The sequence below is a fragment of the Vibrio salinus genome, assembly GCF_021272385.1.
GTDB classification, from domain to species: Bacteria; Pseudomonadota; Gammaproteobacteria; order Enterobacterales; family Vibrionaceae; genus Vibrio; species Vibrio salinus.
The window spans coordinates 693,254-712,203 of record NZ_JAJSDZ010000005.1 but is presented as its reverse complement, the minus strand read 5'-3'; the positions used below and the strand labels follow the sequence as shown (position 1 = coordinate 712,203).

Sequence of the window (18,950 nt, the reverse complement as noted above, 5' to 3'; positions counted from 1 at the left end):
GAGTAAACTCAGATGATAAAACAGCGTAATAAGAACTGGTGGAAGAAAGCAACGATATACCAGATTTATCCTAAAAGCTTTTATGACACTCAGGGGGGGGGGGACGGGGGATATTTGTGGAATTGCCAGTAAATTAGATTACCTGAAATTGTTGGGGACTGATGCGGTATGGTTAACACCGGTGTACTGTTCGCCAATGGTAGACAATGGGTATGATATTTCTGATTATTATTCCATTAAACCGGACTTCGGTACCATGGCGGATTTTGAGGCCTTTCTGGAGGCCGCGCACCGGCGTGACATCGCCGTTATTATGGATATTGTCGTCAATCATACCTCCACTCAACATCCATGGTTTAAGGATGCACTGGGGAATAAAGAAAGTCCGTACCGTGACTATTATATTTGGCGAAAACCGGTTAATGGCAGAACGCCGAATAACTGGCAATCGAAATTTGGTGGTAGTGCATGGGAATTAGATGAAGCCACAGGAGAATATTATCTTCATCTGTTTGCAAAAGAACAGGCTGACTTAAACTGGGAGAATCCAGAAGTAAGAGAAGAAGTAAAAAATATTATCCGGTTCTGGGCTGAAAAAGGAGTTGATGGTTTCCGGCTTGATGTCATTAACCTGATTTCCAAAGAACAACATTTTTCTGATGATGATTCGGGGGATGGCCGCCGTTTTTATACTGATGGTCCTAAAGTTCATGAGTACTTACAGGAAATAAGTAACGAGGTTTTTAAGCGGTACGGAAGTGTGACCGTCGGGGAAATGTCGTCAACGACACTTGAGCATTGTCAGCAATATTCATCTTCTGATGGACGGGAATTGTCAATGGTATTTAATTTTCACCATCTTAAAGTGGATTACCCCGATGGTGAGAAATGGGCATTGGCACCTTTTGATTTTTTGAAGCTAAAACAGATATTCAATTATTGGCAAACCGGACTGAATGGAAAAGGGTGGGGAGCTCTGTTCTGGTGTAATCATGATCAGCCCCGTGTGGTGAGCCGGCTGGGTAATGATAAGGAATACCGGGTTGAGTCGGCTAAAATGCTGGCAGCCTCTCTACATATGATGCAAGGCACGCCATACATCTATCAGGGGGAAGAGATTGGTATGACGAATCCTCATTTTTCTCAGATCTCTGAGTATCGTGATGTTGAAAGCATCAATATGTATGACATTATGGTGAATTATGATGGGGTTTCAGAGCAGGAAATGATGTCAATTCTTTCTGAACGTTCCCGGGATAACTCACGAACGCCGATGCAGTGGAATGCTGATGATCATTCAGGGTTCAGTTCAGTGAGCCCCTGGATTCCTGTAGCGGATAATTACCGGGACATTAATGTAGAAAATGCATTAAAAGATGAGTGCTCAGTTTTCTATTTCTATAAGAAACTGATTAAGATGCGAAAAGAGATAGATGTGATTACCTCAGGTGATTATCTTGATTTATACCCTGAACACCCGAAGGTTTTTGGTTATCAGAGATCAAATCCCGATCAGCAGCTAATTTGTTTAAACAATTTTTATGACAAAACGACCGAGTGTAAATTACCTGAGTCAGTTACACTGACAAATGCCCGGTATGTACTGGGAAATTATTCAGGTATCGAACAGTCTGAAGTTGAGAAAATCCAGTTACTAAGGCCCTATGAAACAAGAGTTATTCTGGTAGAAAAGTATGCTGACTGGACGTCAACCGATTAAGGACTAGCTAATACTCAGACCTGATGCTATGTCAGGTCTGAGCCTGTTATTCAATAATGGCCATTTCCTGAAGAACTATTTATGTTTTTATTGCTGAAGGCGTTCTTTGGCTTCTTCAACTTTTGAAAAATCCAACCCTAATTCTTCGACTGCTTCTTTTATAAGAGCCGGATTTTGCATTACCTGACCCATTAATATCTGAAGCTTATCCTGAGGCAAATTTAATTGACTGAGTGTTGCCATTGCTGCCAGCGGATTTTGCGTTAATGCCTGAAAAAGTTCATGGATCTTTTCATCACTAATATTATTCTCTTTCAACATTGCAAGAATCGGATTCATTGTCTGACCTTTTATTACTTAAAAAATAGGGGAACAGTTTAACATTAGGTTTTACCGGATTGTACCGATAACTGTTGCTGCACGCTTTTTGCTTTATTTTTGAGATGGTAGAGAATGACACATTGTATCTTTTATCTGTGATGTATTTTGAGGAAATTGCTCATATAAAAAAAGCCTGACGAATGTCAGGCTTTGGAATATGGTGGAGGGGGACGGATTCGAACCATCGAAGGCGGAGCCGGCAGATTTACAGTCTGCTCCCTTTGGCCACTCGGGAACCCCTCCAGAGTGTTTAACTTTTTGTATCTGACTGACTATTCAGTCAAACGAAATATGGTGGAGGGGGACGGATTCGAACCATCGAAGGCGGAGCCGGCAGATTTACAGTCTGCTCCCTTTGGCCACTCGGGAACCCCTCCAGAGTGTTTAACTTTTTGTATCTGACTGATTATTCAGTCAAATGAAATATGGTGGAGGGGGACGGATTCGAACCATCGAAGGCGGAGCCGGCAGATTTACAGTCTGCTCCCTTTGGCCACTCGGGAACCCCTCCAGGGTATTTAAACACTTAATGTTTCCCGTACCATCAAGTGAGTGCGGAGCGAATCATAACAAACTCGGTCATTGTGTAAAGCGTTTTCTTAGATTTTTAGCTTGAATGCTGCCTTTTTAGGCAAAGGCAGCCAGATTAGGATGTTAAGTACACATGTCTTTGTTTAATAGCTTACAATATAGCGGCCTGGCTTATGATTCATGCCTAAAACAATGTTCAGAAAAACAACACTTAATACAGAACAAAAGACGGTTTCGTAGGGTAAATAGATAAATGAAGCAATGACGATTGAGCTGTCGATGCAAACCTGTGTTTTCCCAATGGAAATACCGAATTTATCCTGAATGTACAAACAAAAAACATTAAACCCCCCCAGGCTTGCCCGGTGGCGAAATAAGATTAACATGCCGAGTCCCATCAGGATGCCTCCGGTAATAGCACAATACGCTGCATTCAGGCTGGCTACCGAAATGAAATAAGAAAGGTAATCGGAGAAAATTGATACAATGGCACAGGCAATTGCCGTGCTGATGGAAAAAACCGGACCGAATCGTTTCCATGCCAGAATGTAAAAGGGCAAATTTACCCAAAAATAAAGAACGCCAAATGACAAAGAGGTTAGGTGGGTGAGTAGTAATGCCAATCCTGCCGTCCCACCGGTAACCAGCTGACCGGCCTGAAGGAAAAGGATACCCTGGGAAAAGACAAAGGTTCCGGTCAAAATTGCGATGATATCTTCTTTTCTGGTGTGTTTTTCCATGTTCGAATCTGTTTTTTGGATATTGAAATCCAGATAGTATGGAAAAGTGCAAAATTTAGGTAGCCGTGGCGATGAAATTCAGGTAAATCTATGTAACTAATGTTTTACAGGTGTAAATGCCTGAAATTGACACGGCTGTTTTGAAGGTCCCGGATTGGTCAAATTAAGTTTACATTACGATCATGAAAATTCTGCATGATAAAATGCGTAATTTGTACTTTATGACACATATCAATTTATGTAAAATACCCGCCAATTCGTTGACGAAAACGTTTGCGTAAGGTCGCAGAGCCGTTTAAACCATTCAGTTAATCTGAGTCAGGAGATACAGATGCTTAAGCGTGATATGAATATCGCTGATTATGATCCAGAGCTATTTGCAGCTATTCAGGAAGAAACTCTTCGTCAGGAAGAGCATATTGAATTAATCGCTTCCGAAAACTATACCAGCCCTCGTGTAATGGAAGCACAGGGATCTCAGTTAACCAATAAGTATGCAGAAGGGTACCCTGGCAAACGTTATTATGGTGGTTGTGAGTATGTTGATAAAGCAGAAGCTCTGGCCATTGAACGTGCTTGTCAGCTATTCGGATGTGGCTATGCTAATGTACAGCCGCACTCAGGTTCTCAGGCAAACAGTGCAGTGTATATGGCATTGTTAAATCCGGGTGATACCGTTCTTGGTATGAGCCTTGCCCACGGTGGTCACCTTACTCATGGTTCTCCGGTTAACTTTTCTGGTAAGCACTATAATGTGATTCCATATGGTATCGATGAAGATGGCCAAATCAACTATGATGAGATGGAAGCGCTTGCTCTTGAGCATAAACCAAAAATGATTATTGGCGGTTTCTCAGCATATTCTCAGGTTGTTGACTGGAAACGGATGCGTGAAATTGCCGATAAAGTTGGCGCGTATTTGTTTGTTGATATGGCGCATGTGGCCGGTTTGATTGCCGCTGGCGTTTACCCATCTCCTGTTCCTTTTGCTCATGTTGTTAGTACGACAACACATAAAACACTGGCAGGTCCACGCGGCGGTCTGATTTTGTCTGATGCCGGTGAAGAAATGTATAAGAAACTGAATTCAGCTGTTTTTCCTGGTGGTCAGGGTGGTCCGTTAATGCATGTTATCGCGGCCAAGGCTGTTGCGTTTAAGGAAGCGATGGAACCTGAGTTTAAAGCATATCAGGAACGTGTCGTTGAAAATGCCAAAGCAATGGTTTCTGAGTTCCAGTCTCGTGGGTATAAAATTGTCTCTAACGGTACAGAAAATCACCTATTCCTTGTCGATTTGATTGATAAAGGAATTACCGGTAAAGAAGCAGATGCTGCATTAGGCGCTGCGAACATTACTGTAAATAAAAACTCAGTACCCAATGACCCTCGCAGCCCATTTGTAACATCCGGTATTCGTGTCGGTTCACCAGCTATTACCCGTCGTGGCTTTACGGTTGATGACGCTAAAAATCTGGCTAACTGGATGTGTGATGTTCTTGATAACGTCAATGACGATAATGTGATAAATGCAACCAAAGAAAAAGTGTTGGAAATTTGTAAACGTCTTCCTGTTTACGCATAACACGCATACTGGTTTGCTAGTACCTTATTAAGGTAATCAGAATTCTTATCAGGAAAAAACCCAGACAGTAGTCTGGGTTTTTTATTGTCTATTTTTCCTTTCCAGTCATGAATTGCATTGTTTTAGTGCAAATACTCCTATATGGTTTTAAATGTTGCTGTTTTTGTAATCAAAATAAACGGGTTTTGGTTATACTTTACAGTATCACTACGTTTTTTAGTTGGCTTGATACTTGCTTTTATTTTTCAGGTAAGTTTGAAACTCTGGTTTTGATTTTACCGACGATAACAATGAATAAGGAGAGGTATTCATCACCGGTTAGGTTGGTGTGTGTACCAGTTAAATTTCATGACTAAACTGATAATATATTCTGATCTGGACGGTACTTTACTCGACCATTATACCTACAGTTTCGAAGCGGCGTTACCTGCTATTGAAATGTTAGAAAACCGAAGTATTCCCTGGATACTGAATACAAGTAAAACATTTGTTGAACTTGCCGATCTTCGTCGTCAGCTGAATCACCACCACCCATTCATTACTGAAAATGGTGCTGCAGTTTATATTCCGAAATCCATTGTCAGATTGAATGATCCGTCTCTTATTGATGTCGGAGATTATTGGTGTAAAGCATTTGGACCTGAGCGGAAAATGCTAATTAGTGCAGCTAACCGGTTTAAAGAAGAGTTTCGCTTTATCGGATTTAATGATTTAACCGTTCAGGACATTGTGGATTTGACGGGGCTACATCATGACAATGCCGCGTTGGCGATGGCGCGGGAATATACGGAACCCTTAGTCTGGAATGGCAGTGACGAAGAATTAGCCCTATTTAGAAATAAGCTGAAACCATTAGGAATTCAGGTTCAGAAAGGAGGGCGTTTTGCTCATTTAATGGGAGAATCCTGTGATAAATCTACGGCAATGAACTGGCTGACACAAGCTTATCAATCCATCTGGAATCAGCCTGTTGTTACGGTTGCTCTCGGCGATGGTGAGAATGACGTCGATATGTTGAGAATGGTAGATATCCCGGTTATTGTTCGTTCCCCTGTACATAATCCTCCTATTATCCCAAACCGGGGTGATGCTCACATATCGAAAGGTTATGGTCCGTCAGGATGGAGTCAGGAGATTGAACGAATTTTGAATCAGGAGGAATTGTAAGCCAGTAGTGATAACAACGGACAAGTTTAGTCTGGATATATAGCAGTTAACTAATTTAGGAGATCTACAATGGGTGACTTTTATCAAAACGGAATTGTAACCACTCTGCACAATTTATCAGACCGCCCGATAGAAGAACTGGAAGAAGAACTCTGTGAATTCGCGAAAACACGTTCGATGTCTCTTATTTTGCCATGTCTCTATTCTGAACTGGAGACCGAGGCGATGCCTAATATAATCGAACATCTGAAAAAAGTTCCTTATCTGAGTGAAATCGTAATAGGGCTCGACCGGGCTACTGAGGAACAGTACAGAGACGCTCTGAAATTCTTCTCAGTTTTACCACAAAGAACCCGTGTTCTATGGAATGACGGTCCCAGATTAAAGGCCATTGATGAAATTTTGAAAAGTGAAGAACTTTCCCCGACTGAACCGGGTAAAGGTCGTAATGTGTGGTTCTGTATGGGATATACCTTAGCAACAGGGAAAGCGGAATCGGTTGCTATGCATGATTGTGATATTGTCACATATGACCGAGGTTTGCTTGCAAGGTTGATTTACCCCGTTGCTAATCCGAACTTTAATTATGAGTTTTGCAAAGGCTATTATGCCCGGATAGCGGGTGGCAAACTGAATGGTCGGGTCAGTCGTTTGTTAGTCACGCCATTGATTCGTTCGTTGAAAAAGGTATTTGGTCATCTGGATTATCTTGAATATCTGGATAGTTATCTTTATCCGCTTGCTGGTGAATTTTCGTTTAGACGAGATGTGATGACGGATTTACGGATACCCAGTGATTGGGGGCTGGAAGTTGGCGTATTGAGTGAAATGTATATGAATTATTCCACCAACCGTCTTTGTCAGGTTGATATTGCCGACGCTTATGATCATAAACATCAGAATCTTTCTGCGGACAATGATGATGGCGGACTTTCTAAAATGTCTATCGATATTACCAAAGCTGTTTTCCGGAAGCTGGCGACACATGGCATTATTTTTAACCAGGAAACCTTCCGTTCAATTAAAGCCAGTTACTATCGTATAGCGTTAGATTATGTGGATGCATATAGGAATGATGCGGTAATTAATGGCTTAAAACTGGACACTCATCTGGAAGAGAAAACCGTTGAATTATTTGCCGGAAATATTATGAAAGCGGGAGAAATGTATTTGGACAGTCCGATGGAAGCGCCATTTATGCCTTGCTGGAACAGGGTTATGAGTGCATTTCCTAATGTTCTTAATCAGCTGGAAAGGCAGGTGGAGCTCGATATGAAGGAATTCGGTCCGGCTGAATAAGAGAGACGTTCTGAGCCGGTAATGCCGTGTATTGAACAAGGAAAAGTAACGTGATTTACTGATTTACTGAGATAAAGGCTGGATATTATGGAAAATAGTGCGCCCTCTCATTTAGAGCAGCGTTTGATTGGTCATTTACAGGTGTTGTATCCTCACATGGATACCGGGGTATTAGCCCGGCAATGTTTATCAATATTTCATCTTGAGCCAGATACGGAGTCTCCGAAGCCACACCGGAATTTGTGGAATCAGTCCGATATTATGCTGATCACTTATGCAGACTCATTACGGGAGAAAGGAAAAGCACCTCTCGATACGTTAAATCATTTTTTAAAAAGCCGGTTAAGTGAATCGGTATCTGTTGTCCATTTATTGCCGTTTTTCCCATACAGCTCCGATGATGGATTCAGTGTCATTGATTATACTAGTGTGAATCCTTCCAGTGGCCAGTGGGTCGATGTCACTGAAATTGCCAAACGTTTTAAAGTGATGGGCGATTTGGTCATCAACCACTGTTCCAGCCGGAGTATGTGGTTTGAAAACTATAAGTCGAATCAGTCACCGGGCAAGGGATATTTTTATGAAGCGGATCCTGAATCTGATTTGAGTAACGTTGTCCGCCCCAGAACATCCCCTTTATTACGAGAAGTTCAGACTAAAGATGGTGTGAAATATGTCTGGTGCACATTCAGTCATGATCAGATTGATATGAATTTCGAGAATCCGGAAGTATTACTGGAATTTCTGGGTATTATCCGGCTGTATCTGGATAAAGGAATTCGTTGGTTCAGGCTGGATGCCGTTGCTTTTTTATGGAAATCTCCCGGGACCAGTTGTATTAATTTACCGAATACTCATGAAATGATTCGGTTGCTCAGGCTTCTTATTGAGCATTGGGCTCCGAATGCCGTGATTATCACCGAAACGAACATTCCGAATCAGGAAAACCTGACGTATTTTGGTAACGCGAATGAAGCGCATCTGATTTATAATTTCTCATTGCCCCCGTTACTGATTAATACGCTTGTGACCGGGAGTTGTGCCCACCTGAAAAGCTGGCTGATGCACATGCCGCCGGCTCAGCAGGGAACGACTTATCTGAACTTTGTGGCTTCTCATGACGGTATTGGATTACGTCCGACTGAGGGTTTGTTATCAGAGTGGGAGCTGGATTCGCTGATAAATACGATGAAGAAGTTTGGTGGAAGAATCAGTTCAAGAACGACGCCTGACGGTGAAGCGAAGCCCTATGAAATTAATATTAGCCTTTGGGATGCGTTAAGTGGTTCTGTGCAGTCTGGCCCTGATCAGTGGCAGTTTGCCCGTTTTGTGTGTGCGGCAGGAATCCAGATGGCATTAGAGGGGGTACCGGCTTTTTATATTCATTCATTGCTGGGAACTGAAAATGATAATGAACGGGTAGAAAATACCGGGCAGTTCCGTTCGATTAACCGGCATATCTGGGATATGAAAGAGTTGAATGAGGCACTAAACAGTGATACTCATCATCACAAAGTATTTAATGCTATAACCCGTTTAGCAAAGATCCGCCGTGCTCAACCGGCTTTTCATCCAAATGCAACGCAATATATCATGCATATGGGAGACAGTTTATTTGCTTTCTGGCGGCAAAGTCTGGGCAGGCAGCAGAGTTTATTCGCTATTTTTAATATTACCAGTGAGCCACAGTCATTTAATCTGTCTGAGCTGAATCTGATTGCAACGGATGACTGGACAGATTTACTGACCGATCAGGTTTATGAGGATCGTTTGGCAAAAGTGACTCTTATGCCATATCAGTTTTTGTGGTTGGCAAATAAAAAGCGAGCTTGAATCTTAAATAAAAAAGCAGCTCAGATAATTATGAGCTGCTTTAACTTTCCGACAAATTATCAGATAAAATGTGACTAGTCTTTTGTGATACTCAGAGTGGTACCGGACTTACATTTAAACAGATAATATTTGTCGCTTTCCGTGAATTTGCCAAGTCCTTCACCATCACAGTATTCGATGTTAATGTTCCTCATTACATCCAGTGTGGATTCTTTTTTCAGAGCAAATTTAGAGCCATCAGCGCAGACGATACGGACACGTCCGGCGTCATCAAGAGAGTAAATTTTTACATCAGTGTTGCATAGCTCGAATGATGCCTCACGATAATTGTCTTCTTTTGTATTAGTAGCACAGCCAGCTAACAAAATACCGGCAGACAATAGGCCTAAGGCACTCAAAATTTTCATAACTATTCCTTGATAAGTCCTGTCAATTACTTAAAGACTATAAAACAACACACTGACTTTCAACAAATCTAAGTCAAATATGGATATTTGTTGCAGGAAAAAGATATTTTATTTAACTTCTTCGCCTTTTGCCTGTAAATCTGCGTGATACGAAGAACGCACAAACGGACCACAAGCTGCATGTGTGAAACCCAGATCTAAAGCAATTTGTTTCAGCTCATCAAACTCTTCTGGTGGGACATAACGTTCAACGGGTAAATGATGGCGGCTGGGTGCCAGGTATTGCCCCAGAGTTAACATGGTAACACCATGAGCTCGTAGATCTTTTAAAACCTCGATGATTTCTTCTTTTGTTTCACCCAATCCCATCATTAATCCGGATTTCGTTGGAACCGTCGGGTGCTGCTCTTTGAACTTTTTAAGTAGATTTAACGACCACTGATAGTTAGCCCCCGGGCGAACTTTTCGGTAAAGGCGTGGCGCTGTTTCTAAATTATGATTGAAAACATCGGGTGGATTGTCATGTAATTCTTCCAGGGCCCGATCCATACGACCACGAAAATCCGGAACAAGTGTTTCAATTTTTATGCCGGGACTTTTTTCCCTTATCGCTTGATTACAATCTGCAAAATGCTTAGCTCCACCATCACGCAGGTCATCCCGGTCAACAGATGTGATAACGACGTACTTCAGATTCATATCCTGAATCGTCTGAGCCAGTTTTTGAGGTTCTTCTATATCAGGTGTTAATGGACGGCCATGAGCGACATCACAGAAGGGGCAGCGACGAGTACAAATGGCCCCTAAAATCATAAAAGTGGCAGTACCATGATGGAAGCATTCGGCCAGATTAGGGCAAGACGCTTCTTCGCATACCGAGTGCAGGTTGTTTTTTCGCATCGCATCTTTTATATCGCGAATGCGCTTACTGTCTGTCGGCAGTTTGATTTTCATCCATTCAGGTTTGCGAAGAACCTCTTTCTGTTCGTCAGGCATATTCTTGACAGGAATTAGTGCCATTTTGTCAGCGTCACGGTATTTAACGCCTTTTTCCATCTGAATTGGTTTACTCATGATTCATTACTTCTGTGCTGTAGGTGACTTTATCGTAGCTTAATGTCGCTACCAGTTCCGAAATTAATTGCTTTTCTACTATTGTTATATCTTCAGGACCGTTGAGATCTTTTATCTGGACCATCTCCAGTCCCTGGTATCCACATGGGTTGATTCTATGAAAAGGAGATAGATCCATATTCACGTTTAGAGCAAGCCCGTGAAACGAGCAGCCTTTTCGTATTCTTAGTCCAAGCGAGCAAATCTTTTTCCCACTGACATAAACGCCTGGTGCATCGGAGCGTGCATTTGAATTAATACTGTAATGTTTTAATGTATTAATAACCATGTTTTCTATGTGCGTTACCAGCTCTCTGACCCCAATTTTTTTTCGGCGTAGGTTGATCATAAAATACACAACAATCTGACCCGGTCCATGATAGGTCACCTGGCCGCCTCTGTCACTTTGGATTATGGGAATATCACCAGCATCTAAAATATGTTCCGGTTTGCCAGCCTGACCCTGAGTAAATACGGGGTTATGTTCGACTAACCAGATTTCGTCAATTGTTTCATCGGTACGTTGGTCGGTAAAGCGGTGCATCGCATCTAAGATAGGTGAATAATCTTGCCGGCCAAGGTATTTTACGATGAGTTCGTTATTCATTTAAGATGCCCGTGCTGATTTATAAAGTAAAAAGATTATAAACGCGAATCCGTTATCTCACTACTACTGAATGACAACTTTTTACCTTTCGAAAAGAGTGGGTGTTTCTATTTGTCTGAAAAATAAAAGAAAAGCAGCTAAAGCTGCTTTAAAATAAATTTTAATAATTAAAAATATTTTAATTTTTGATGCTTATAACACCATTCTCACAATGTCAATTTCACCGAGTTCTTTGTATAAGGTTTCAACCTGTTCAATAGATGTTGCGGTTATATTAACAGAAACGGAATGATAGTTTCCTTTAGCGCTTGGTTTAATGACCGGGGTGTAATCGCCGGGAGCGTGGCGCTGAATCACTTCAATGACCAAGTCCGGAAGTTCTGGTTTTGCATGCCCCATTACTTTATATGTAAAAGAACAAGGGAACTCAAGCAGGTCTTTTAATTTTGCGTCTGAGTTAATTGTTAACATTTTCCGATACCCCAATTGGTCTGTAACACGTTTGCGTGCATACTACTGGTTATTTTTAATAATCTCAAGCCAAAGAAAAAGCCACCTGGGGTGGCTTTTTTATCTGTTTCCCGGATTAGTTAGAACAAGCCTTTGAATAGCAAAACAATGTAATCCCAAAGGCGACTGAACACTCCGCCTTTCTGCACATTTTCTAAAGAAATGAGGGGATATTGTGCAACGTCTTTGCCATCCAACTGATAGTACAATTTACCAACGACTTCTCCTTTCTTAATCGGTGCTTCCAACTCTTTTTCCAAGACAAAACTTGCTTTTAAGTTTTTGGCCTGGCCGCGTGGAAGTGTCACATAGGTATCTTTAGCAACGCCTAATGCGACCTGATCTTTATCGCCCATCCAGACGCGTTCTTTGATAAAGGTTTCACCGGCTTTATGCGGTGCTACTGTTTCAAAGAAGCGGAACCCGTAGCTGAGAAGCTTTTTACTTTCGGATTTTCTTGCGTCGCTGCTGTGCGTTCCCATCACAACAGATATGAGACGCATGTTACCTTCTGTTGCTGAGCTTACCAGGTTATACCCTGCACCGCTGGTGTGGCCTGTTTTTATACCATCAACGTGCATGCTCTTATCCCACAACAGGCCGTTGCGGTTGTACTGAGTGATCCCGTTATACGTGAACTTTTTCTCTGCGTAGATTTTGTATTCATTTGGAACATCACGGATCAGGGCCTGTCCAAGTAAAGCTAAGTCGTACGGAGTTGAATACAGGTTTGGATCATCTAAGCCATGAACATTAGTATAATGCGTATTTTTCATACCTAAAGTGCTGGCCCAGGCGTTCATTAGATCAACAAAGGCATCGGTTGAACCAGCAACATGTTCGGCCATAGCGACACAGGCATCATTTCCTGATTGGACAATAATTCCCTGATTTAAATCACGTACTTTTACCGTAGTTCCAACCTCGATAAACATCTTAGATGAATCGGGGAAGTTCTTGGCCCACGCTTTTTTGCTTACAACGACATCATCATCGTTAGAGATATTGCCCCGGGCAATTTCCTGACCAATGACATAACTGGTCATCATTTTTGTCAGACTGGCGGGAGCAAGCTTAGTATTCATTTCTTTCTGAGCTAATATTTTACCCGAATGATAATCCATTAATACGTAACCTTTGGCCGCAATTTGCGGTGGATCGGGTACGACAATTGGAGCAGCACTTACTGAAGATGAAAGTGTGGCGGATAAAGCAACGGAAGCTGCAAGAAAAGAAGTTATAGCAGTATTTTTTTTCATGGTTAATACGATATTTATTATCTGTTATGGATATCTTATCAGAAACAATTTGTGTTAACAGTTATTCACGGAAAGTAATTACCTGCCAGTTTATTGCGTTTCATTTTGTTTCTTGATAAATGCAGTTTGATAGCCAAGTGACTTCACTTGCTCAAGTGTTTTTTCTGTCAGACCATAATCTTGAAATGGTCCCAGAAAAACCCGGTGATAGCCATCTGTGTCATCAACAAAACTTGCCACCGATAACTTATGACTTAGATTTTGTGATAAAGTTCGGGAGTTGTTCATATATTTTGATGAAAAGACCTGAATTATATAGCCATGCTTTGTTCTTGAAGTACCGGAGTTCTGCTTTTCAGGCGTAGAGATGGCTTCGATTTCAACGTTAGCTGTCCCTGTCTGAACCACGCCTAATTTGTATGCAGCAGCATAGCTCAGATCAATGATGCGCCCGGTATGGAATGGTCCCCGATCATTAATTCTGACAATGGCGGTCTTTCCGTTGTCCAGATTGGTCACTTTGACATAACTTGGTATTGGTAAGGTCTTGTGTGCAGCCGTCATGGAATACATATCGTAGATTTCGCCGTTTGACGTTTTATGTCCATGGAATTTTTTTCCATACCATGAGGCTTTCCCCTTTTGTTTAAATCCTTCTGTTGTTCTCAGTACCTTATAAGACTTTCCTAAAACAGTGTAATTACGGTTACCGCCGATACTATAGGGCTCATATTTCGGGTTGGCATCTTCAATATGTTCAACAGATATGGGTTTATCGGGAGCAATATCGTCATCGATATCATATCGTCCATCAGGGCCGGAACTACTACAACCGGCTAACATCGCCAGAGAAAAACAGCAGAAAAATGGGAGTCTTAAATTCATGTTAAGTCGCCTTTGAAAATGCCTTTCTGTGTGTATGAATAGACATTAAAATACCAAAACCGGCCATTAGAGTGACCATCGAAGTGCCACCATAACTGATTAATGGCAAAGGAACGCCAACAACAGGTAAAATTCCGCTGACCATACCAATATTAACAAAAACATAGACAAAGAAGCTGAGAACAATACTGCCTCCCATCATTTTCCCAAATGCGGTTTGGGCATTACTGGCCAGATATAATCCCCGGCCAATGATGAAAAGATAAACGCAAAGTAGTAATACGATACCAATTAATCCCCATTCTTCTGCAATGACGGCAAAAATAAAGTCGGTATGACGCTCTGGTAAAAATGATAGTTGGGATTGTGTTCCATGTAACCAGCCTTTCCCAAATATTCCTCCGGAACCAATAGCAATTTTACTTTGAATGATGTGATAGCCCGCTCCCAGAGGATCAGACTCTGGATTGAACAGCGTTCTTACACGTACTTTCTGGTATTCGCGCATTAAAAAGAACCAGAGTACAGGGATAAATCCTCCCAAAGCGATCAGTGCGGAGAAAATGATTTTCCAGCTTATGCCTGCAAGGAAGATGACGAAAATACCGGAAGCGGCAATCAATATGGATGTGCCCAAATCCGGTTGTTTTGCAATTAAAATTGTCGGTACGAAGACCATTACTAATGAGATGGCCAGCATTTTAAATGACGGAGGAAGTGGTTGTTTTCCGATATAACGTGATACCATCAGTGGCACGGCTAGTTTTAGTAGTTCCGCAGGCTGAAAACGGACAAAGCCTAAATTCAGCCATCTCTGGGCACCTTTAGATGCTTCTCCGAAAAACAGAACACCAAGAAGCAGAATCACGCCGAGAAAGAAGAGCAAAGGAGCCAGGGATTCGTAAGTTCTCGGGGACAGCTGTGCTAAGAAAACCATTACTGTGATCGCAAGAACCATTCTCATTGCCTGCTTATCCATCATCCCCAGGTCCTGTCCACTCGCACTGTACATCACGATCAAACCGAACCCCATAACGAGCAGGATGCCAAGAAGAAGAGGCATATCGATATGTAACCTTTCAAAAAATGAACGATTCTGGCCGGATGAGGGATCAAATTCCATTATTTCGAATCCTTTTTATTTGTGGATTTTTCCTTTTTCAGTAACATATAGTCGAATACTTTTCTTGCTACCGGAGCACCGTGACTTGAGCCGCCTCCGGCATTTTCTAATACGACAGTGACAATTACTTTGGGCTCGTCTACCGGAGCAAATGACGTAAACAGGGCATGATCGCGTAAGTGTTCCGCCAGTTCATCGGCATTATATTTTTCGTTTTCTTTCAGTCCGAAAACCTGAGCCGTGCCAGATTTGCCCGCGCTGGTGTATGGGGCTCCTCTAAAGGCTCTTCTTGCTGTGCCGCGCTTGCCATTATTGACCAGATACATCCCATGGATGGCGATATCCCAGTACTTTTCAGGGACGTTTTTCACTGGAGGAAACGTTTCTACTTTAGCCAATTCCTGCCTGCTGAAAGGATCTCCGTTATTAATGGTTGCTCTCAGGAAATGAGGGGCTAATACTTTTCCATGATGAACCAGTACTGATGTTGCTTTTGCAATTTGCATTGGCGTGGCTGTCCAGTATCCCTGACCAATTCCAACCGGAATCGTATCGCCCTGATACCATGGTGTATGATGCCGTGCCATTTTCCATTCTCTGGAAGGCATATTTGCTTTACTTTCTTCGAAAATGTCGATGCCGGTATATTTACCATAACCAAATTTCTTCATCCATTTGGACAGACGATCAATACCCATGTCATATGATACCTGATAAAAGAAAGTATCGACGGACTCTTCAATTGCTTTGGTTACATTAACTCTTCCGTGTCCCCAGCGTAGCCAGTCTCTGAATGGTTTTGTTTTAGAGTTGGGGATTCTCCAGTATCCGGGATCATTACGGGTTGTGGATGGTGTAATAACGCCTTCAGTCAGGGCCGATACCGCTATTAATGGTTTTACTGTTGATGCCGGAGGATAAATTCCCAACGTGGCCCGGTTAACAAGAGGACGGTCTTTGTCGTTTAGCAGAGAGCGGTACTCTTTACTTGAAATACCATGAACAAAAGCATTGGGGTCATAGCTGGGGTTAGAGACCATCGCCAGAACGCCATTATCTTTCGGATCCAGAACAATTGCTGAGCCTCGGTATCCTTCCAGTAATTTCTGGACATAATTTTGTAATTTGATATCAATATTAAGAACCAGATCTTTTCCCGGAACCGGAGGAACGTATTTTAATGTGCGGATAATCCGACCCCGGCTATTCACTTCCACTTCCTGATATCCAGGCATGCCATGCAGAATATCTTCGTAATATCTTTCAATACCTAATTTCCCGATATCTCTGGTCGCTTTATAGTTTGCTTCTTTTCCTTCACGAGCCAGCCGTTTCAGATCCCGGTCATTAATTCTTGAAACATATCCGATGACATGGGTCAGAGTATTACCAAACGGGTAGTAGCGTTTTAGTGTTGCAGTAATTGAAACTCCGGGATATTTGTATTGATTGACCGAAAATTTGGCAACCTGCTCGTGGGTAAGTTGTGTTAACAAAGGCACCGAATTGAAACGCCGGGACTGCTTCAGCTCTTTTTTAAACTGGATAATCTTTTCATCAGGAATAACCAATATTTTCTTCAAGCGCTCAATGGTACTATCAATGTTTTTTACCTGTTCCGGGGTGATTTCCAGGTTAAATATAGGCCGGTTTTCCGCAAGAAGGGTACCATTTCTGTCGTAGATTAATCCCCGGTTCGGTGCTATAGGAACTATTTTTATCCGATTGTCGTTTGAGCGGGTCTGATAATCCTGATATTGAATCACTTCCAGGTTGTACAGGTTTGCGATCAAGACGCCGACCAGAACCACAATACCCAGAAATGAAACAATGGCCCGGTTACGAAATAACCGGGCTTCAGCTGCATAATCACGAATAGGGCTGCGTCTGCGTAACATTCACCTATTCCCTGTGATATGGATGGTTGGTCGTAAGACTCCACGCCCTGTACAGGCTTTCTGCCATGATTACCCTGACCAGAGGGTGGGGCAGCGTTAAAGGTGAAAGAGACCAGCTTTGATCTGCCGCTTGTTTGCACTCAGATGCCAAACCTTCCGGCCCACCAATCAGAATAGAGACATCCCGGCCATCAGATTTCCAGTTTTCCAGTTGTTCTGCCAGTTGGTGAGTATCCCATGGTTTGCCGGGGATATCTAAAGTAACAATCCGGTTTCCCTTTGGCACTGCAGCCAGCATAGCCTCTCCTTCTTTATAGAGAATTCTGGCGATATCGGCATTTTTCCCCCGCTTACCGGCGGGGATTTCAACAAGCTCCATAGGCATATCATGAGGGAACCGGCGCTGATATTCACGGAACCCTTCTTCCACCCATTTCGGCATTTTGGTACCAACGGCGATAAGCTGTATTTTCACCGTTAGCTCCAGAGTTTTTCCAGTTGATATAAATCGCGTTGTTCTTCCTGCATTACGTGAAGCATTGATGAGCCCATATCCAGTACAACCCATTCACCTTCGTTAGCACCTTCAATACCAAGAGGTGCCATTCCCGATTTTTTTGCTTCTAATGCAACATGGTTTGCGATAGAGGCGACATGTCTTTTTGATGTCCCGGTGCAGATAATCATATAATCTGTCATCGAAGACTTATCGGTTACATCCAGAGTAATAATATTTTCGGCTTTCATATCATCAGCTTTATCAGCTAAGAAATCATTTAACTCATTTTGTTGCAAGGGATGTGATCCTTTTTCTATTGATTTGAATATAATAATTGAGGTTATTGTTTCTGATTATATCACGAAAGAATTTAGAGTATTATCTCGGAGAAGGTGGTGTACTCATTTTCATGCTGATATTTTGTACTAAAAGCCATGGCTCATCTGATGAAAATTGTGTTTTCGTGAGAATTTCTATTTCTGTTAGCGCACAGATCAAGGATTTTATGTCACGCTGAGTTAATCGGTTGAGTGCCTGTGTATAATATGGCCGTCTGTTTTGCCAGACTTTGTACTGGTCATAAATGTCTTTGAGAGACCGAGATGGTTGTAACGATTTCATCTGCCAGAGAAGCATCAGTTCTTTTTGTATAGTTCTCAGCAGAATAATGACCTCGGTTCCTTCTGATTCCAGTTGACGCAGAATCCTCTGAGCGCGGTTTGGTTTGCCTTCCAGCAATGAATCTACCCAGTGGAATGCCGTAAAATGGTTATGACGATTTAGCGATTCTTCCAGTCTGATTAGCGTTAACTTTCCATCTGGGAATTGCAAAGCCAGCTTTTCTAAACTCTGAGTTAAGGCCAGTAGATTTCCTTCATGCCATTGAGCCAGCATCTGCAGTGCTTCGTTATCCGGATTCAGCCCTAATTTTTTGCAACGGATATTGATAAACTGGGGAAGTCTCTGTATATCCGGTGTGAAACAATTAACGATACATGCAGAAGATGATAGTGCCTTGAACCATTTAGTGTTTTCTTGAGCTCTTGTTGTTTTCGGCCCTTGTACCACGAGTACAATATCCGGATTTTGAAGTTCAAGTAATTCAGACAGTTGTCTGCCGATTTGTGAATTCAGACCGGATTCAGGAATGAAAACTTCGATAATTTGACGGGATGAAAACAGGCTTAGTGACTGAAACTGATCATAAACATCATTCCAGTCGAGCGTTTTATCGGCAGTATACCGATGAACCTCATCAAATCCCTGCTGTTTCGCTTTTAGCTCAATAAGAGCCCGGCTTTCTTCCAGTAATAACGGCTCATTTCCTAATAGTAAATATAAGGAACCCGGGCTGTTTTCTAATAAGTCCGCTAATTTTTCCGGATAAATTTTCATA

17 protein-coding genes, 3 tRNA genes and 1 pseudogene are annotated in these 18,950 nt (G+C 42.2%); 5 read left to right on the top strand and 16 right to left on the bottom strand.

The genetic code is table 11. From position 1 onward, the window contains the following. The first annotated feature begins 12 nt into the window (after nt 1-12). Nucleotides 13-1,720 (top strand): annotated as a pseudogene (treC, locus tag LRQ06_RS03445) (alpha,alpha-phosphotrehalase). A gap of 87 nt (nt 1,721-1,807) precedes the next feature. Here the strand turns inward: treC and LRQ06_RS03440 are convergent. The 5 genes from LRQ06_RS03440 to LRQ06_RS03420 all read right to left on the bottom strand — a co-directional run bounded on the left by LRQ06_RS03440 (nt 1,808) and on the right by LRQ06_RS03420 (nt 3,372). Further along, nucleotides 1,808-2,059 carry a DUF2999 family protein gene (locus tag LRQ06_RS03440; protein ID WP_232765039.1) on the bottom strand — a complete coding sequence of 84 codons (252 nt, stop codon included), beginning with the start codon at nt 2,057-2,059 and terminating at the stop codon, nt 1,808-1,810. 200 nt (nt 2,060-2,259) lie between these two features. After that, nucleotides 2,260-2,344 (bottom strand) — tRNA-Tyr (locus tag LRQ06_RS03435). A 49-nt stretch (nt 2,345-2,393) separates the two neighbouring features. Further along, nucleotides 2,394-2,478: transfer RNA gene (locus LRQ06_RS03430), tRNA-Tyr, on the bottom strand. A gap of 49 nt (nt 2,479-2,527) precedes the next feature. Next, nucleotides 2,528-2,612, bottom strand: a tRNA-Tyr gene (locus LRQ06_RS03425). A gap of 163 nt (nt 2,613-2,775) precedes the next feature. Beyond that, nucleotides 2,776-3,372, bottom strand: a complete 597-nt coding sequence (locus LRQ06_RS03420; RefSeq protein ID WP_232765038.1) for a YitT family protein — start codon at nt 3,370-3,372, stop codon at nt 2,776-2,778. Between the two features lie 331 nt (nt 3,373-3,703). Between LRQ06_RS03420 and glyA the strand changes: the two genes are divergently transcribed. From glyA to LRQ06_RS03400, 4 genes are all read left to right on the top strand, one after another. Further along, entirely contained in the window at nt 3,704-4,954 is a 1,251-nt protein-coding gene (glyA, locus tag LRQ06_RS03415) for a serine hydroxymethyltransferase (RefSeq protein WP_232765037.1), read from the top strand. A gap of 348 nt (nt 4,955-5,302) precedes the next feature. Then, on the top strand, nt 5,303-6,121 hold the full coding sequence (locus LRQ06_RS03410; protein WP_232765036.1) for an HAD-IIB family hydrolase: 819 nt from the start codon (nt 5,303-5,305) through the stop codon (nt 6,119-6,121). Nucleotides 6,122-6,190: 69 nt separating this feature from the next. After that, nucleotides 6,191-7,420, top strand: a complete 1,230-nt coding sequence (locus tag LRQ06_RS03405) for a glycosyltransferase family protein (protein ID WP_232765035.1) — start codon at nt 6,191-6,193, stop codon at nt 7,418-7,420. A gap of 87 nt (nt 7,421-7,507) precedes the next feature. Beyond that, nucleotides 7,508-9,253: an alpha-amylase family glycosyl hydrolase gene (locus tag LRQ06_RS03400; protein ID WP_232765034.1), complete on the top strand. Its 1,746-nt coding sequence runs from the start codon at nt 7,508-7,510 to the stop codon at nt 9,251-9,253. A gap of 74 nt (nt 9,254-9,327) precedes the next feature. Here the strand turns inward: LRQ06_RS03400 and LRQ06_RS03395 are convergent, their stop codons facing one another. From LRQ06_RS03395 to holA, 11 genes are all read right to left on the bottom strand, one after another. Beyond that, the gene (locus LRQ06_RS03395; protein ID WP_232765465.1) at nt 9,328-9,651 is read right to left on the bottom strand and encodes a hypothetical protein; all 324 of its coding nucleotides are present in this window, start codon (nt 9,649-9,651) and stop codon (nt 9,328-9,330) included. A gap of 117 nt (nt 9,652-9,768) precedes the next feature. Then, nucleotides 9,769-10,734 (bottom strand): lipoyl synthase, encoded by a 966-nt coding sequence (gene lipA, locus LRQ06_RS03390; RefSeq protein WP_232765033.1) that lies wholly within the window; start codon nt 10,732-10,734, stop codon nt 9,769-9,771. After that, nucleotides 10,727-11,380: a lipoyl(octanoyl) transferase LipB gene (lipB, locus tag LRQ06_RS03385; protein WP_232765032.1), complete on the bottom strand. Its 654-nt coding sequence runs from the start codon at nt 11,378-11,380 to the stop codon at nt 10,727-10,729. Before lipB ends, lipA begins: the two co-directional genes overlap by 8 nt. 192 nt (nt 11,381-11,572) lie before the next feature. After that, nucleotides 11,573-11,851, bottom strand: coding sequence for a DUF493 family protein YbeD (gene ybeD / locus LRQ06_RS03380; RefSeq protein ID WP_232765031.1), 279 nt, complete (start codon nt 11,849-11,851; stop codon nt 11,573-11,575). Between the two features lie 119 nt (nt 11,852-11,970). Continuing rightward, entirely contained in the window at nt 11,971-13,149 is a 1,179-nt protein-coding gene (locus tag LRQ06_RS03375; RefSeq protein ID WP_232765030.1) for a serine hydrolase, read from the bottom strand. 90 nt (nt 13,150-13,239) lie between these two features. Then, the gene (locus LRQ06_RS03370) at nt 13,240-14,034 is read right to left on the bottom strand and encodes a septal ring lytic transglycosylase RlpA family protein (protein ID WP_232765029.1); all 795 of its coding nucleotides are present in this window, start codon (nt 14,032-14,034) and stop codon (nt 13,240-13,242) included. Between the two features lies 1 nt (nt 14,035). Continuing rightward, entirely contained in the window at nt 14,036-15,157 is a 1,122-nt protein-coding gene (gene rodA / locus LRQ06_RS03365; protein ID WP_232765028.1) for a rod shape-determining protein RodA, read from the bottom strand. Beyond that, nucleotides 15,157-17,055 (bottom strand): penicillin-binding protein 2, encoded by a 1,899-nt coding sequence (mrdA, locus tag LRQ06_RS03360; protein ID WP_232765027.1) that lies wholly within the window; start codon nt 17,053-17,055, stop codon nt 15,157-15,159. The genes rodA and mrdA overlap by 1 nt, the downstream gene beginning before the upstream one ends. Nucleotides 17,056-17,059: 4 nt before the next feature. Next, nucleotides 17,060-17,530 (bottom strand): 23S rRNA (pseudouridine(1915)-N(3))-methyltransferase RlmH, encoded by a 471-nt coding sequence (gene rlmH, locus LRQ06_RS03355; protein WP_232765026.1) that lies wholly within the window; start codon nt 17,528-17,530, stop codon nt 17,060-17,062. A 2-nt stretch (nt 17,531-17,532) separates the two neighbouring features. Next, entirely contained in the window at nt 17,533-17,850 is a 318-nt protein-coding gene (rsfS, locus tag LRQ06_RS03350; protein ID WP_232765025.1) for a ribosome silencing factor, read from the bottom strand. Nucleotides 17,851-17,932: 82 nt separating this feature from the next. Then, nucleotides 17,933-18,949, bottom strand: a complete 1,017-nt coding sequence (gene holA, locus LRQ06_RS03345; RefSeq protein WP_232765024.1) for a DNA polymerase III subunit delta — start codon at nt 18,947-18,949, stop codon at nt 17,933-17,935. Between the last annotated feature and the right edge of the window lies 1 nt (nt 18,950).

Bases quoted from the DNA above. Each gene is read 5' to 3' on its own strand.
- ybeD (WP_232765031.1), bottom strand. From the start codon at position 11,851: ATGTTAACAATTAACTCAGACGCAAAATTAAAAGACCTGCTTGAGTTC.
- LRQ06_RS03440 (WP_232765039.1), bottom strand. From the start codon at position 2,059: ATGAATCCGATTCTTGCAATGTTGAAAGAGAATAATATTAGTGATGAA.
- LRQ06_RS03370 (WP_232765029.1), bottom strand. From the start codon at position 14,034: ATGAATTTAAGACTCCCATTTTTCTGCTGTTTTTCTCTGGCGATGTTA.
- LRQ06_RS03405 (WP_232765035.1), top strand. From the start codon at position 6,191: ATGGGTGACTTTTATCAAAACGGAATTGTAACCACTCTGCACAATTTA.
- lipB (WP_232765032.1), bottom strand. From the start codon at position 11,380: ATGAATAACGAACTCATCGTAAAATACCTTGGCCGGCAAGATTATTCA.
- LRQ06_RS03400 (WP_232765034.1), top strand. From the start codon at position 7,508: ATGGAAAATAGTGCGCCCTCTCATTTAGAGCAGCGTTTGATTGGTCAT.
- LRQ06_RS03420 (WP_232765038.1), bottom strand. From the start codon at position 3,372: ATGGAAAAACACACCAGAAAAGAAGATATCATCGCAATTTTGACCGGA.
- mrdA (WP_232765027.1), bottom strand. From the start codon at position 17,055: ATGTTACGCAGACGCAGCCCTATTCGTGATTATGCAGCTGAAGCCCGG.
- LRQ06_RS03375 (WP_232765030.1), bottom strand. From the start codon at position 13,149: ATGAAAAAAAATACTGCTATAACTTCTTTTCTTGCAGCTTCCGTTGCT.
- rodA (WP_232765028.1), bottom strand. From the start codon at position 15,157: ATGGAATTTGATCCCTCATCCGGCCAGAATCGTTCATTTTTTGAAAGG.
- holA (WP_232765024.1), bottom strand. From the start codon at position 18,949: ATGAAAATTTATCCGGAAAAATTAGCGGACTTATTAGAAAACAGCCCG.
- LRQ06_RS03410 (WP_232765036.1), top strand. From the start codon at position 5,303: ATGACTAAACTGATAATATATTCTGATCTGGACGGTACTTTACTCGAC.
- glyA (WP_232765037.1), top strand. From the start codon at position 3,704: ATGCTTAAGCGTGATATGAATATCGCTGATTATGATCCAGAGCTATTT.
- lipA (WP_232765033.1), bottom strand. From the start codon at position 10,734: ATGAGTAAACCAATTCAGATGGAAAAAGGCGTTAAATACCGTGACGCT.